Here is a 14,369-nt window from a genome sequence, read left to right as displayed (position 1 = left end):
GCCAATGTCACTGCGGCAGGCTATTGGCAAGCACCCGCTAGCGCTATCCTTGCCGTCTGCGTCAAAGGTAGGTTTCCAGCGTGCTGAAGGGTAAGGCGCCAAGGCGAACAACCGCTGCAAGCCGTGCATCGGCACCGTGAACGGGCTGGCAAGACAAGGACGATTGTAATGACATCTGCAAATACCTTTTTGATCATCGACGACGATGAACTGTTCTGCCGTGTGCTCGAGCGCTCCATCAAGCGGCGAGGCTATGACGTCGAAGTCGCGCACACTGCCGAAGACGCCCTGCTTCTAGCCAATCGGCATGCCCCCGCCTATGCCACCGTCGACCTTAAATTGGAGCGTAGCTCTGGGCTCAAGCTATTGCCTGAGCTATTGCGCATCAGCCCGCACTGCAAGGCGGTCATTTTGACCGGATACTCGAGCATTTCGACGGCCGTCGAAGCGATCAAGCTGGGCGCGGTCAATTACCTGTGCAAGCCGGTGGATGCCGAAGACGTGCTGAATTCACTGCTACAAACCGCGCCTGACCCCGACGCGGAAATTGCCAGCCATCCCCCCTCGGTCAATCGTTTAACGTGGGAGCACATCCAGCGCGTGCTTCAGGAAAACGACGGTAATATTTCCGCTGCCGCGCGTAGCCTGGGCATGCACCGCCGCACCCTGCAGCGAAAACTGCAAAAACGTCCGGTCAAGCGCTAATCCTATAGGCTGTGCAGTCCCCAACTGGCTGCGCTCACGCGGTCCGTTACGCAGCTTACTGACGTTGATTAATGCAGCCAAACCAAAGGCTCGCGGGCCCGAGCAGCAGCGATTACAAGCGCGCGTACGCTATCGGCTTGCCGATACGCGCTATTGGGTAATGAAGGAAGCCGCTGATTATGCGACAATTATCGGCTATTCTGGGATTGCCCAACGCTCAGGCTGGCGAGTAAAAGCACGGACGCTATGCCAACCTGACGTGGCATTCATTTATTACTACGTTACGTCTATAAAAGCGCGCAGCGAGCGTTGGCACTACACTCAGTCGGCGAGCACGGCGTTCCACGTACGCCGTCATTTATCCGTTTTCAGCGCAACCTCCACGCTATTGCGTACCGCTCGCCCGTGCGCCTACTACATCAAGGATTGACGTTACCGCATGAACTACGCACCGCCTCGCCACCGTACTGCTTTGCCGGGTAATGCCTTGACCAGCATCCTGAAGCGATTCGCTCGTCCTTCAGCAGGTGCCGTAGCGCTCGCCGCCATGTTGACGCTAGGCGCTTGTGCCACATCGGGTGGCGGTGAAGGTGCCGGCGGTTGGTACAGCGTCGAGCGTGGCGACACCATGGGTACCATCGCCCGCCGCAACAATATTCCGGCGCTGCGCTTGATGCGTATGAACCCCAGTGTTCACCCTGATCGGCTCGAGGTGGGTCAGCGTATCCGCTTGCCCGACAGCGAAGAGCGTACCCCTGGTAGCGGCGCCTACCGCTATCGCGTTCGCCAGGGCGACACGCTCGCGGCACTTGGCCAACAGTTTTCGTCGTCGGCCTCTGCCATTCAAAGCGCCAACTCAGGGCTTAGCGCCAACAATCTCAGCGTTGGGCGCCTGATCTGGATTCCTCAGCACGGAGTTCGCAGCGGTGCCGGAGCCTCCGCTAGCCGCCAGCGTCAGATCGCAGCATCGCGAGCCGCCCCCGCAGCGCCTATTCCGGCAGCGGTGAAAAACTGGCAATGGCCATTAACCAACGCCAAGGTCATGCGTGAATTCGGCGCGAACGGCAGCGGCACGTTAGAACCAATGCTGTTGAGCGCTACCTCGGATCACGCGGTTAAAGCCGCTGAGACAGGCACCGTTAAATTTGCGGAAAACATGCGCCAGCTTGGCAACGTGGTCATCCTTCACCACGCCAATAACATGCAGAGTGTTTACGCGCAGTGCGATACCTTGCAGGTATCGGTCGGCCAAAAAGTATCGCAAGGTTCGCCCGTATGCAGCGTCGGCAGCAGCGGCAGTTACGCAGGTCAGCTGCTGTTCGATGTGCGCCATGCGGGCAAACCCGTCGATCCACGTAGAGTGCTTAAAAAGTAATGTCGCTTCGTCGTGGTGATAAACAGCCGTCTGCGGTAGCGGACGCAGCGCCAGCCGTGCGAAAGGTGTGTTTCGTTAGCGAAACCTGGCACCCGGAAATCAACGGGGTTACGCATACCCTGTCGCACCTGGTCGATCATCTGCACCAGCGTGGCTATCCGCTGCAGCTGGTACGTCCTACGCCCGACGAAGGCGGTACCGATCCACGCATGGATGAGGAACTTCAGGTTCGCGCCCTGCCAGTGCTGGATTACGATGGAGTGCACATGGGCGGGGTTATGCCCGCGCGGCTAAAGGCATTTTGGCAGGCGCAGCGCCCCGATGTGCTCTACATCGCCACCGAAGGCCCGCTCGGCATGGTAGCGGTGCGTGTGGCGCGCCAACTGGGCATTCCGATGGTTAGCGGCTTTCACACCAACTTTGACTTTTACAGCCAGCATTACATTCTGCTGCGCGTGGTGCGCCCTTTCGTGCGCAGTTTTTTACGTCGCTTCCACAACAAGACCGCCATTACGCTGGTGCCAACCCGTGCGCAGGCCGATCTGATGGCCGACCAAGGTTTCAAGCGCGTGGAGGTGATGGGTCGAGGCCTCGATACCGCGTCCTTCTCGCCTGAATTTCGCTCGCCCGAATTACGAGAAGAATGGTGCGCCGGCAGCGACCAAAGCGTTGCCTTGCACGTTGGCCGTTTGGCCGCCGAGAAAAACGTCGGCCTACTGATCGAAACCCTGGAAGCCTTGAGAGCGGCTAATCCGCGGCAGATTGCCGTGATCGTCGGTGATGGCCCGCTTCGGGCAGAAATGGAGAAACGCCTGCCCTGGGCGCATTTCGCCGGCTTCCAGCGTGGCGAAGCGCTGGCTCGCTACTATGCTAGCGCTGACATGTTCCTGTTTCCTTCGCGCTCGGAAACCTATGGCAATGTGGTCATCGAAGCGATGGCCAGCGGGTTGGCTACCGTCGCGTTTGATTATGCGGCTGCCAGCGAACTTATTCGTGACGGTCATAATGGCGTCACGATAACACTTGACAATAACGCTGACTTCATTGAGAAGTCTAAGCAACTCGCTGCGGATCCAGCGGCCGTGTGCTTACAAGGCGAGAAAGCACGCGAACGAGTGCTGGAACTCAGTTGGGAAAAAATAGGTGTATTATTTACGCACTACTTACATGAGGCACAGGAGGTGAAGGATGCGTGAAAAGATGTATCCCTTATTCAAGCGCCTTGACATGCTTGAGTGGCGAGCCTGTAACCGCATAGCGCGCCTCGGTGCATACAAGCCTTTGCTATGGATACTGCGCAAGGCCAGCTGGCTGGGCGACTATCCTGCATGGATTGTGCTGTGCGTGAGCCTGCCGGTGCTTTATGGCATGCGTTATTGGGCACTCGCCATTAGCTGGGGGTTGTGCGCCGCCTTTGGTGGGCTGGTGTATCGCTTCCTGAAAAACAAGCTGGCGCGCGAACGTCCTTATATTTCATATAACGTCATCCCGTGCACCATGCCACCGCTTGATCGCTACAGTTTCCCCAGCGGTCATACCTTGCATGCGGTGATGTTTCTCACCCTCACCTACTACTATGTGCCACAGCTGCTGCCGATTGTGGTTCCGTTCGCCATCGTGGTAATGGCTTCGCGGGTCATTCTTGGGCTGCACTACCTCACCGACGTTGCCGCCGGTGCACTGCTGGGCTTCGCCATTGCCCATCTTGGCATCTATGCCATTAACTCAGCATTTGTGGGCTGGTTCTAAGCGATCAACGCCACCCAATGAGCTCGCCCAGGCAAGACGCAACTGCGTTAATCAGTCACACGGCCTCTTCTCCATGGCCGTTGTGGCTGCTTTCTGACTGGCTTCCTGCTGCACAAGCAAACCAGCTGCTCGAACAGCTTGATAGTGAGCTTGAATGGCAGCAGCCCAGCATTACCCTGTTCGGCAAACGGCACACCATTCCACGCAGTCAGGTGTGGATGGGGGATGCGAACAGCCGCTATCGGTACTCGGGCCGCGATTTCGAGCCCACTCCCTGGACGCCATTGTTGCTTACGCTATGTCAGCGCCTTAACGCGATTCAGCATGAAGCAGCCCTCCAATTAGGCTGGCATCAGCCACCGCCGCTTAATAGCGTATTGTTAAATCGCTATCAGGACGGCCAACAAAAAATGGGCTTTCACAGTGATAACGAGCCAGAGCTCGGCCCCAATCCCATCATCTGGTCGATTAGTCTGGGTGAGCCTCGCGATATGCGCTTCAAACCAGCCTCGGGGGTATCAGGAGATGCGTTTAATCTGCGCCTTCCGCATGGCAGCCTGCTGGTGATGGGGCCGGATTCGCAGCGACTGCTTCAGCATGGCATTCCCGCCCGCAGTCGAGGTGGCTTGCGTATTAATCTGACCTTCCGATCGATTGTCGCGGCAGGTTGATTATCACGCTGCCAGGCAGCACGGGGGCTGGTTTTCCGCTTCATCGAAGGCTCACGAAGGCGCTCGCTGTTTCGATCCAGGCCGCGACCAAACGTCAAAAGCACACGTAAAAACGCCCGCTATTTCCAGCGGGCGTTGTGCTTTCTACTTCCTGAACCGCTTAACCACGATAATAATTTGCGGGAACGAACGGCATCTTGCTAACCACCACCGGCAGCCGTTTGCCACGCACCTCGGCGAAAAGCTGCGTTCCCAGCGCCGCTTGATCGGACTCAACGTACGCCATCATGATCGGTTTTCCCAAGGATGGGCCAAAGGTGCCGGAAGTTACCTTGCCCACTTCGCGATCATCGGCGCTAAACAATAGCGCGCCCTCACGCACAGGAGCACGCCCTTCCGCCACCAGCCCAACCCGACGGCGTGCGTCATCACGCTCAATCAGCCGCGATACAATCACGTTAGCCCCCGGGAACCCTGCTTCGCGCTCACCGCCCTGACGGCGCGCCTTACCAATGGCCCAGATCAAACCGGCCGCCACCGGATCAGTCGATTGGTCGATGTCATGACCATACAGGCATAGCCCCGCTTCGAGACGCAGCGAGTCGCGTGCACCCAGCCCGATGGCCCCTACTTCAGGATGTTCCAACAGCGTGCGGGTGAAGCGCTCGGCGTAAGCATTGGGCAGTGATATTTCGAAGCCATCTTCGCCGGTATAGCCCGATCGGCTTACCCATATATCCTGGCCTTCGTGCTGGTATCGCCCATGCTGCATGAATAGCAATTGCGTTGCTTCGGGCAGCACGGTCTGCATCACCGCATGTGCAGAGGGGCCCTGTAGCGCGAGTAGTGCGCGATCGTCCCGCAGAGTAACCTCGACGTCACTGCCCAAACCGGTACGCAGCAGCGCCAGATCCTGCTCCTTGCAGGCAGCGTTTACCACCAGATAGAGATGATCGCCCGCGTTAACGGTCATGAAGTCGTCGTAGATACCGCCGTCTTCGGTGGTAAATAACCCATAGCGCTGCTGACCTTCACCCAGCCCGATGAAATTCGCTGGCGCTAGCGTTTCGAGACGCTCTGCTACCTGTGAGCCGCGAAGCTCAATCTGCCCCATGTGCGATACATCAAACAGACCGCATTTGGCACGCGTATGAAGATGTTCCCCCTTCACGCCCAGCGGATACTGCACCGGCATTTCGTAGCCGGCAAAGGGCACTAGTTTGGCACCTAGCTCACAATGGAGATCGTATAGAGCAGTACGCTTCAAACCACACATAGCCATACCTTTTGTTGTCATTGCTGGGTTGAGAAGCGCGCAGAGGCAGTGCTATACGGGAACCGTCAAACAGCCAGGGGGCGTGTTGGGCAGTTCGATCACCCTGCGTCAGCGTCGCCGCTCTTTTTTAAGCATCGCGCTCGAACGGTAAGCGCCAGTTGAAATAGTTTCTTAAGGGAAAGTTAATAAACGCCGCGTATATGCCTCGTCAGCCTGCCGAAACACGCCCGACAATCACCCGGCCAAAGCGCACTCTACCAGCAGCATCCCTAGAGCCAAGCGCCGCGGAGCGCCCAGTGTAGCACTCTTGCGCCGAGGTAGTGGCCCTTGACTGCCTGGTACTTTCGGCCAGCATGAGTGTAGTCAACAGCGTTAACGAGCCGCTGTCTGCTGCCACGCAGAGGACTTTACAGAGTAACCATAAAAAGACATGCTACTGGTCTTCGATTTTCGATAGATATTCAGTAGTGCTTGTTACAAGAATGACAACAACGAGCCTTTGCTGTCTCAACTTACTTTACCGCGCGATGCAGTCGTAACCAGTGCTGGGCCTACCTCGGCTAAAGGGAGCACGCTTCCCCGCCCACTGATGCTGAGGCATAATCGACTCCATCCGACTTTTTCATTTTTTGTATTGGACTCTCATCATGAGCGAAATCCCGCAGCAGCTCCGTTACTCCGATAGTCACGAATGGGTACTCGATCACGGCGACGGCACCGTCACCATCGGGATCACCGATCACGCTCAGCAGGCCTTGGGTGATGTAGTGTTTGTTGAGTTGCCGGAAGCAGGCAGCCATCTAAGCATTGGAGAGGAGTTTGGCGTGGTCGAATCGGTAAAGGCCGCTTCGGATTTATATGCGCCGCTGTCTGGGGAAGTAGTGGATATCAATACGACACTTGAAGATCAGCCTGAGCAGCTCAATGATAGTCCTTATGGCGACGCTTGGCTGTTGAAGCTGCGAGTGGAAGACACCAGCGCTATTGGCGACCTGCTCGATGCAGCCGCGTACGCCGAGTTGATCGAGAACGAGTAAACGTTTCAGCCGCACTGGCTCTATATCTTCATAGCGGCAGTCAGTCACGCCGCGTCTCCCGTATGTTGGCCTGCGTCGATCGGCGCAGGCGGCGGATTTCACCGTAGCAGGTAGTCAACGCCAATGCCTCTCGACACTCGAGCGCTGTCCGAGCTTATTGCTCAGGACGATTTCATCTCCCGTCATAACGGGCCGAGTTCCACTGATAACGCCATTATGCTCGACACCATTGGCGAGCCCTCCGTTGAGGCGTTACTGGATCACACCATCCCTGCTGATATCCGGCTGCAGCAGCCTCTCGCGTTGAAGACTCCGTTCAGTGAGCGCGACACACTGCGCTATCTGAAGGAAATAGCTCGCCGCAATCAGGTGCACAAAAGCTACATTGGAATGGGCTATTACGGTACGACGCTGCCGCCGGTTATCGCACGCAATGTACTGGAAAACCCCGGCTGGTATACCGCTTATACCCCCTATCAGCCTGAAATCAGCCAGGGCCGGCTGGAGGCACTGCTCAACTTTCAGCAAGTCATTATCGACCTTACCGGCATGCCGCTGGCCAACGCGTCGTTGCTCGATGAAGCCACCGCCGCCGCAGAGGCGATGGCGCTATGCGCGCGCGGCAACAAAAAAGCCAAGCAGTGCAACGCCTTCTTCGCCGCCGCTGATTTGTTTCCGCAAACCCTCGATGTATTGCGCACGCGCGCCAGGTATCTAGGCTTCACGCTGATTGTAGACAGCACCGATCAACTGGATCGTTACGACGTGTTCGGTGCGTTGTTTGCCTACCCGGGGGAAAGTGGCGAAGTTGTCGAGCTGGAAGAGCTGATTAATGCGGCGCACCGGCAAGGCGCGATGGCCTGTGTTGCTGCTGATCTTTTAAGTTTGGCGCTATTGGAAGCCCCTGGTGAGCGAGGCGCCGATGTGGTGCTCGGATCAGCACAGCGTTTCGGCGTACCGATGGGGTTCGGTGGCCCTCATGCAGCCTTTCTCGCCGTGACTGACTCGCTTAAGCGCGCCATGCCGGGCCGCGTTATCGGCGTTTCGCGCGATGCTCACGGCCAACCGGCATTACGCATGGCGATGCAAACCCGTGAGCAGCATATTCGCCGTGAAAAGGCGACGTCCAATATCTGCACCGCTCAGGCGCTGCTGGCTAACATCGCCAGCTTTTATGCTGTTTATCATGGCGCTGAAGGCATCGCGGAGATCGCCAACCGTGTTTATCGCCTCGCCCACATGCTCGGCCATGGGGTAGCTTCTCACGGAGTCCTGTTACGTCACTCACGCTATTTTGACACCCTGACGCTGGATGGCCTCGACGTTGATTCGATCAGGCCGCGCGCCGAGAAGGCCCAGATTAACCTGCGCTACCGTGCTGATGGCGGCGTAGGAATAAGCATTGATGAAACTACCTCGGGCCCGGACATCAGGCTTCTGTTTGATGTATTGCTTGGAGAAGGACACGGTCTCAGTATCGCGGTGCTCGATCAGCAGGTTCGTCAGCAGGTCGCGCTACCCGACAGCGAGCTTCGCAAAACGCCCTACCTAACGCAGCAGGTCTTCCAGCGCTATCGCTCAGAAACCGAAATGCTGCGCTATCTGAAGCGGCTTGAGAATAAGGATCTGTCGCTGGCCCATGCGATGATTCCGCTGGGCTCATGCACCATGAAGCTTAATGCGACCAGCGAGATGCTGCCTATCAGCTGGCCTGAGTTTGCCCATATACATCCGTTCGCGCCGAGCTCTCAGGTAGAGGGTTACTACCAACTGATCGACGAGCTCTCCTGCGCACTGCTCGAAATCACCGGTTACGACGCGCTATCGATGCAGCCCAATTCTGGTGCTCAAGGAGAGTATGCAGGTTTGCTGGCGATTCGCCGCTTCCAGCAGGCGCAAGGCGAAGGACAGCGCGATATCTGCCTGATTCCCAGCTCAGCGCACGGCACCAATCCAGCCTCTGCGGCGATGGCGCAGCTCAAGGTGGTGGTCGTTGAATGCGATGATCAAGGCAACGTCGATCTTGATGACCTGCGCACCAAGGCCGAGCAGCACGCCTGCCATCTCTCCGCGATCATGATCACCTACCCATCCACCCACGGCGTGTTTGAAGCCAACGTGCGCGAAGCGTGCGACATCGTGCACCGCTGCGGTGGTCAGGTGTATATCGATGGTGCCAACATGAACGCTCAGGTGGGCGTCTGTCGTCCCGGTGATTACGGTGGCGATGTCTCTCACCTTAACCTGCACAAAACCTTCTGTATCCCCCACGGTGGCGGTGGTCCCGGGATGGGCCCCATCGGCGTCAAAGCGCATCTCGCCCCTTGGCTGCCCAATCATCCGGTCACCCCGATCAATGGTGTCGACGAACGCAGTCTCGCAGTGTCGGCAGCCGCCTTCGGCAGCGCGTCGATTCTGCCAATCAGTTGGGCCTATATCACCATGATGGGCGGTGAAGGGCTGCGCAAGGCCACCGAGCAGGCATTGATTAACGCCAATTACATCGCGGAGCGCCTCAAGCAGCACTATCCGGTGCTCTATCGCGGCAGCGGCGGTCACGTTGGCCACGAATGCATCATCGATATTCGCCCGCTCAAGGCCGCCAGCGGCATTTCCGAAGAGGATATCGCCAAGCGCTTGATGGACTATGGCTTCCACGCCCCCACCATGTCGTTTCCGGTGGCAGGTACGCTGATGATCGAGCCGACCGAATCGGAAGCATTGGTTGAGCTCGATCGTTTTTGCGATGCCATGCTGGCCATCCATGCCGAGATCAAACGCATTGAATCCGGCGAGTGGCCGGCCGACGACAATCCGTTGATTAACGCGCCCCATACTCAGCGTGATCTGGTCTCGGATTGGCAACATCCCTATTCGCGCGAACTCGCCTGCTTCCCTACCGAAGCAACGCGGATCGCCAAGTTCTGGCCATCAGTAAACCGCGTCGATAACGTCTTTGGTGATCGTCATCTTGTCTGTAGCTGCGCTCCCATCGAAGCATACCGCGATGCCTGACCCAACGACTGAGCGCTTGCGCGACAACCGTTAGCGCGCCCAAGGATACGAGTCGACCACATAAACGAACAATCACAGGAGAGCACCATGACTGACAGCGCCCCTTGGCAGCAATCGCTGCCCGACGAGCAGTTCGAGTTGATCAAGGAAATTCTGGCCGCGCCAAGCCCGGTAGGTTTGGAAGGTGCAATGACGTACGGCGTACTAAAGCCACGTCTGGAAAGCATCAAGCTCGATGATTGGCATATTCACCAGTTCAAGGGCAATGCGGGGATCGTGCTCGACACTCATCCCGGGCGCGATGACCTGTTCTCGATCATGCTGATCGGACATGCCGACAAGATTCGCATGCAGGTTCGCTCGATTGGCGAAGATGGCAAGATTTGGGTCAATACTGATTCGATGCTTCCCAATGTGCTGGTTGGTCACGAAGTGTCTCTGTTCAGCGAAGATCCCGAACAGCCCGGTCAGTATCGTCGTATCGACGGCGGCACCGTTGAAGCGCTGGGCGCCATTCATTTTGCTGATGCGCCAACCCGCAGCGGCGAGCGCGGTATTCGCAAGGAACAGATCTACGTCGATCTACAGATTTGGGGCGAGAACAAGAAGCAGCAGGTGCTGAACCTGGGCATTCGCCCCGGTGATTCGATTATCTTCAACCGTCCTGTTCGCCGTGGTTTCAGTCCTGACACCTTCTACGGTGCCTACCTCGATAACGGGCTCGGTTGCTATGTGACTGCCGAGGTAGCACGCCTGATCGCTGAAGCAGGCGGTACCGAGAAGGTACGCGTGCTGTTTGCGATGGCCACTCACGAAGAAATCGGCCGCTTTGGCAGCCGCGTACTGGCCGGAAGCTTCAAGCCCGATGCCGTGGTAGGTGTCGACGTCAACCACGACTATGTGGCGGCTCCCGGCATCGGCGACAAGCGCGTACAGCCGCTGGAGATGGGCAAGGGCTTCACTCTGGCGGTAGGCGCGGTAACCAGCGCCACGCTTAACCATTTCATTCAGAAAGCAGCACAGCAGAACGACATTCCGATTCAGCTTGACGTTACCGGTCGCGATACCGGCACCGACGGCATGGCCGCCGCGTTGGCCTCGGTCGATAGCGCTGCTACTTCGGTGGGCTTCCCGATTCGCAACATGCACACCATTTCGGAAACCGGCAACACCCGTGATTTAGTCGCCGCCATCCATGCGCTAACGCACACTATCCAACTGCTGGATACGCTGCCCGATGCGCGCGCAGCCTTTACCGATGGGCACGTACGCCTCGATGAAGTGACCACCCTTTCTCATCAGGGTGGCGACAAGGCCTAACCGCCTGCTGCATTGCACCATCGCTCAACGCTCTGCCGAGCCATCGGCAGAGCGTTTTTTATGTCCGAGCAGTCAGCGTCGCATCACCGCGCGCGCTGTTGGCTATTATGGATGGCGGATGCCATTTCGGCATGAACACGTCTCACCAGTCGAAAGGATTCACTATGCTACCTGACCACTATAGCGAGCTGCCGCGCTGGTCGTTCGGCGATTCTCCGCAGCAGGCCGATCAACTGTTGGCACTGGTGTTGAGCGGCACCAAAACAGCGACCTGCTCAGCGCTGCAGGGCTATGTCAATGACCAAGAGCCGCTGCCCCAGCAAGGCTCCCGCGCTATCATCGAAGATGGACAAGGCGTACCAGCCTGCGTTATCGAACTGATATCCGTTACGCAGCGACGCTTTCACGACATCGATGCCGCCTTCGCGCGCGCCGAGGGAGAAGGCGATCTATCGCTGATGTATTGGCAGCGCGAGCACCAAGCATTTTTCGAGCGTCTTGGCCTGTTTGCTAAGGATATGCTGCTGGTATGCGAGCACTTCAGAGTGATTGAGGTGCTGTCGCGGGAGCGCTAACGGTATTAGGGCTATGCGTTCTCATCCGGTGAAGGCGCAGCAGCTAACGGCAGACGCTGTTCCATCCATGCCGCTATCTCCTCGCTGGCGATGCCTTGCTGAGCATTGAAGGTACTCTCCTTGGTCCACGCCCCGCCCCACTCCTGCGAATACCGCGCGGTATGTCGTCGAGGGCCTGCTCGAGCGTTGCAGGATGCTAACCAGAACGCTCAGACAGCTGGAACGAGATAATTTGATTACGCGGCATGACCGCGCAGAGGTTCCACCCCACGTGGAGTATTCGCTTAACGCATTGGGAGAAGAGTTTCTGGTGAAGCTCATTCCTGTGTGGCTATGGATTTTTGAGAATGCTGAAGCCTTTCGTCCACCGGAGCCTGCTTCTAGGGGCGAATGAACCCTCGGAACCTGCCACCCGACAGCCACAAAAAAAGCCCGAGAATAATTCCCGGGCTTGATGGTGTTGGCTACCAAAATGCTGCCAGCATCACCAGATTTCGACGCGCTGGTCGCCGCTGCGCACCATTTTATCGCCTGGCTTGCATTGGAAGGTCTTGGCAAAGCTTTGCATGTTGGACGGCGCGCCGATCGCACGTAGCGACGTCGGGGCGTGCGGATCAACGGTTAGCAGCATGCGCTGATACTGCGGCAGCGCCTTGAAGCGCCATACGGTCGCGAAGTTGAAGAAGAAGTTCTCGTCGCGACTGTGGCCGCCCACCATTGGGTCCTGCTGCCCCGCTTTGGCCTTTTGCAGCGCATCGTAGGCAGTGTTTAGTCCGCCTAGATCAGCAATGTTTTCGCCGAGCGTCAAATGACCATTCACCGGCTGACCATTCACCTTGTAGTGGTCAAACTGATCTACCAGCCCCTGCGCCAGCTCATCGAAGCGTTTCTTGTCGGCAGGCGTCCACCAGTTTTCAAAGTTGCCGTGCGGCCCAAAGCGCGCGCCCTGATCGTCGAAACCGTGCGTCATTTCATGCCCGATCACCGCGCCGATGCCGCCATAGTTAAAGGCGATATCGGCATTGGGATCGAAGAACGGCGGCTGCAGGATGGCGGCCGGGAAGACCACTTCATTGGCTGACGGATTGTAGTAGGCATTGACCGTTTGCGGCGTCATGCCCCAATCGTTCGGGTCTACCGGCTGACCTACCTTGGCCAGATCCCATTTGAAGTTGAAGCGCTGCGCGGCGCGAATATTGGCCAGATAATCGTTGTCTGATGTGCTCAAGCCAGACCAATCACGCCATTTGTCGGGATAACCAACGCGCGGGGTAAATGCTTTCCATTTCTCGATAGCGCGGGCCTTGGTTTCATCGCTCATCCAGTCGACGGCTTCGATACGCGCCTTCAACGCCTGAGAGAGATTTTCCACTAGCGTCTGAATCTTGGCCTTGGCATCGCCGGAGAAGGCAACGTCGACATAGCGCTGCCCCATCGCCTGTCCGACCGAATCGTTGAGCTGGCCCAACACACGTTTCCAACGCGGCGTAATTTGCTTCTGGCCGCTCAGCTCCTTGCCGTAGAAATCGAAACGCGCATTGGCGAAATCATCGCTCAGATAGGAGGAAGCGTCGTTCAGGGTGTGTGCTTTCAGATAGGCCTTCCACACAGACACCGGCGTTGATGCAAGTTCGTGATCAAGCGTTTTGAAAAACTCGGGATTGACCAACGACACCTTGTCCTGGGTATTGATACCCAGCCGCTGCAGCAAACTGCTCCAATCAATGTGCGGGGTTAGCTTATCGGCTTCGCTCACCTGAACCGGGTTGTAGGCCAGCGATGCATCGCGGGACTGCTGCTCCTGCGAGTACGACACCTTGGCAAGCCGGCCTTCCAGCGCCACCACCTGCTCTGCCTGCAAAGCCGCCTCGCGCGCTTCAGTGCCAGACAGCCTTAGCAGCTTGGCCAGATACGCCTGATACGCGTGCAGGTCATCGGCGTGCTGGGCGTCGGTGTAATAGTTCTTATCCGGTAGCCCCAGCCCGCTGGTATCGATGTAGAGAATATTGCGCTTGGGGTTCTTGAAGTCGGAGCTTGCGCCCATACCGAACACCAGCTCGTCGCCTTGCTCGAGACGATCTTCAATCAAATGCACCACATCGCTGGAAGAAGAGAGACCATCGATGGCGCTTAACTCGCCTTTGATGGGCGTAATCCCCAGCTGGTTGATACGTGTTTCATTCATGCCCGAGCGCCAGAAATCGTGCAGCAGTTTATCAACGCTTGTGGCGCTGTCAGACTGCCCGGCCTGCTCAGCGATCTGCCGCTGAATGCCCAGCGAGCGCTCGGCCAACGAATCAAACGCGCCCCAACGCGGACGGTCCGGTGGAATATCTGCCTTGTCGATCCACTTCTGATTAACGTAGGCGTTCAGGTCGGTGCACGCATTCAGCCGCTCATCCAGATCGTCGGGGGAGAACTTGATCAGCGCCGGCAGCTTATCCTGATCGATGTGATAATCGACCGAGCTTTTCGAGATCGACTGATCGGCGGCGCCGTTGTGCTCAGCATGGCTTTGACACCCCGCCATGGTAAGCGCAATGGCAGCACTCAACGCGGTACGTCTGATTGAAAAAACGCTCATGGAACAGTAATTCCTTTTGTTTTGGATAAAACAGTAAAACCGTAGTTGGTTGCGCCTACCCA

General features: G+C 57.4%; 13 protein-coding genes. 11 read left to right on the top strand and 2 right to left on the bottom strand.

From position 1 onward, the window contains the following. The first annotated feature begins 168 nt into the window (after positions 1-168). The 6 genes from R84865_RS00410 to R84865_RS00385 all read left to right on the top strand — a co-directional run bounded on the left by R84865_RS00410 (position 169) and on the right by R84865_RS00385 (position 4,500). Positions 169-705 carry a response regulator transcription factor gene (locus tag R84865_RS00410; protein ID WP_435632425.1) on the top strand — a complete coding sequence of 179 codons (537 nt, stop codon included), beginning with the start codon at positions 169-171 and terminating at the stop codon, positions 703-705. A gap of 64 nt (positions 706-769) precedes the next feature. Further along, positions 770-1,135: a hypothetical protein gene (locus R84865_RS00405; protein WP_435632424.1), complete on the top strand. Its 366-nt coding sequence runs from the start codon at positions 770-772 to the stop codon at positions 1,133-1,135. A 9-nt stretch (positions 1,136-1,144) separates the two neighbouring features. After that, positions 1,145-2,080, top strand: a complete 936-nt coding sequence (locus tag R84865_RS00400) for a LysM peptidoglycan-binding domain-containing protein (protein ID WP_435638537.1) — start codon at positions 1,145-1,147, stop codon at positions 2,078-2,080. After that, complete coding sequence (locus R84865_RS00395) at positions 2,080-3,276, top strand: glycosyltransferase family 4 protein (protein WP_435638536.1); 1,197 nt, start codon at positions 2,080-2,082, stop codon at positions 3,274-3,276. The genes R84865_RS00400 and R84865_RS00395 overlap by 1 nt, the downstream gene beginning before the upstream one ends. Beyond that, positions 3,269-3,829 carry a phosphatase PAP2 family protein gene (locus R84865_RS00390; protein WP_435632421.1) on the top strand — a complete coding sequence of 187 codons (561 nt, stop codon included), beginning with the start codon at positions 3,269-3,271 and terminating at the stop codon, positions 3,827-3,829. The genes R84865_RS00395 and R84865_RS00390 overlap by 8 nt, the downstream gene beginning before the upstream one ends. A gap of 17 nt (positions 3,830-3,846) precedes the next feature. Continuing rightward, the gene (locus R84865_RS00385; protein ID WP_435638535.1) at positions 3,847-4,500 is read left to right on the top strand and encodes an alpha-ketoglutarate-dependent dioxygenase AlkB family protein; all 654 of its coding nucleotides are present in this window, start codon (positions 3,847-3,849) and stop codon (positions 4,498-4,500) included. Positions 4,501-4,660: 160 nt separating this feature from the next. On the opposite strand, the gene gcvT is transcribed toward R84865_RS00385, so the two are convergent. Next, positions 4,661-5,776 (bottom strand): glycine cleavage system aminomethyltransferase GcvT, encoded by a 1,116-nt coding sequence (gcvT, locus tag R84865_RS00380; RefSeq protein WP_435637719.1) that lies wholly within the window; start codon positions 5,774-5,776, stop codon positions 4,661-4,663. A 647-nt stretch (positions 5,777-6,423) separates the two neighbouring features. On the opposite strand from gcvT, the gene gcvH reads away from it, so the two are divergent. The 5 genes from gcvH to R84865_RS00355 all read left to right on the top strand — a co-directional run bounded on the left by gcvH (position 6,424) and on the right by R84865_RS00355 (position 12,117). Beyond that, positions 6,424-6,813, top strand: coding sequence for a glycine cleavage system protein GcvH (gene gcvH, locus R84865_RS00375; RefSeq protein ID WP_435632418.1), 390 nt, complete (start codon positions 6,424-6,426; stop codon positions 6,811-6,813). A gap of 123 nt (positions 6,814-6,936) precedes the next feature. Continuing rightward, the gene (gene gcvP, locus R84865_RS00370) at positions 6,937-9,828 is read left to right on the top strand and encodes an aminomethyl-transferring glycine dehydrogenase (protein WP_435638534.1); all 2,892 of its coding nucleotides are present in this window, start codon (positions 6,937-6,939) and stop codon (positions 9,826-9,828) included. 87 nt (positions 9,829-9,915) lie between these two features. Further along, positions 9,916-11,148, top strand: a complete 1,233-nt coding sequence (locus tag R84865_RS00365) for a M20/M25/M40 family metallo-hydrolase (RefSeq protein WP_435638533.1) — start codon at positions 9,916-9,918, stop codon at positions 11,146-11,148. 164 nt (positions 11,149-11,312) lie between these two features. Next, on the top strand, positions 11,313-11,723 hold the full coding sequence (locus R84865_RS00360; protein ID WP_435638532.1) for an ASCH domain-containing protein: 411 nt from the start codon (positions 11,313-11,315) through the stop codon (positions 11,721-11,723). 193 nt (positions 11,724-11,916) lie between these two features. Further along, entirely contained in the window at positions 11,917-12,117 is a 201-nt protein-coding gene (locus tag R84865_RS00355; RefSeq protein WP_435638531.1) for a winged helix-turn-helix transcriptional regulator, read from the top strand. A 90-nt stretch (positions 12,118-12,207) separates the two neighbouring features. On the opposite strand, the gene R84865_RS00350 is transcribed toward R84865_RS00355, so the two are convergent. Beyond that, complete coding sequence (locus R84865_RS00350; protein ID WP_435638530.1) at positions 12,208-14,307, bottom strand: M13 family metallopeptidase; 2,100 nt, start codon at positions 14,305-14,307, stop codon at positions 12,208-12,210. Positions 14,308-14,369 lie beyond the last annotated feature (62 nt).

It is taken from the genome of Carnimonas bestiolae (assembly GCF_051251145.1).
In the GTDB taxonomy this organism is placed as follows: Bacteria; Pseudomonadota; Gammaproteobacteria; order Pseudomonadales; family Halomonadaceae; genus Carnimonas; species Carnimonas bestiolae.
Note: the sequence above shows the minus strand (reverse complement) of the source record. Positions and strands in the feature narration are given on the sequence as shown.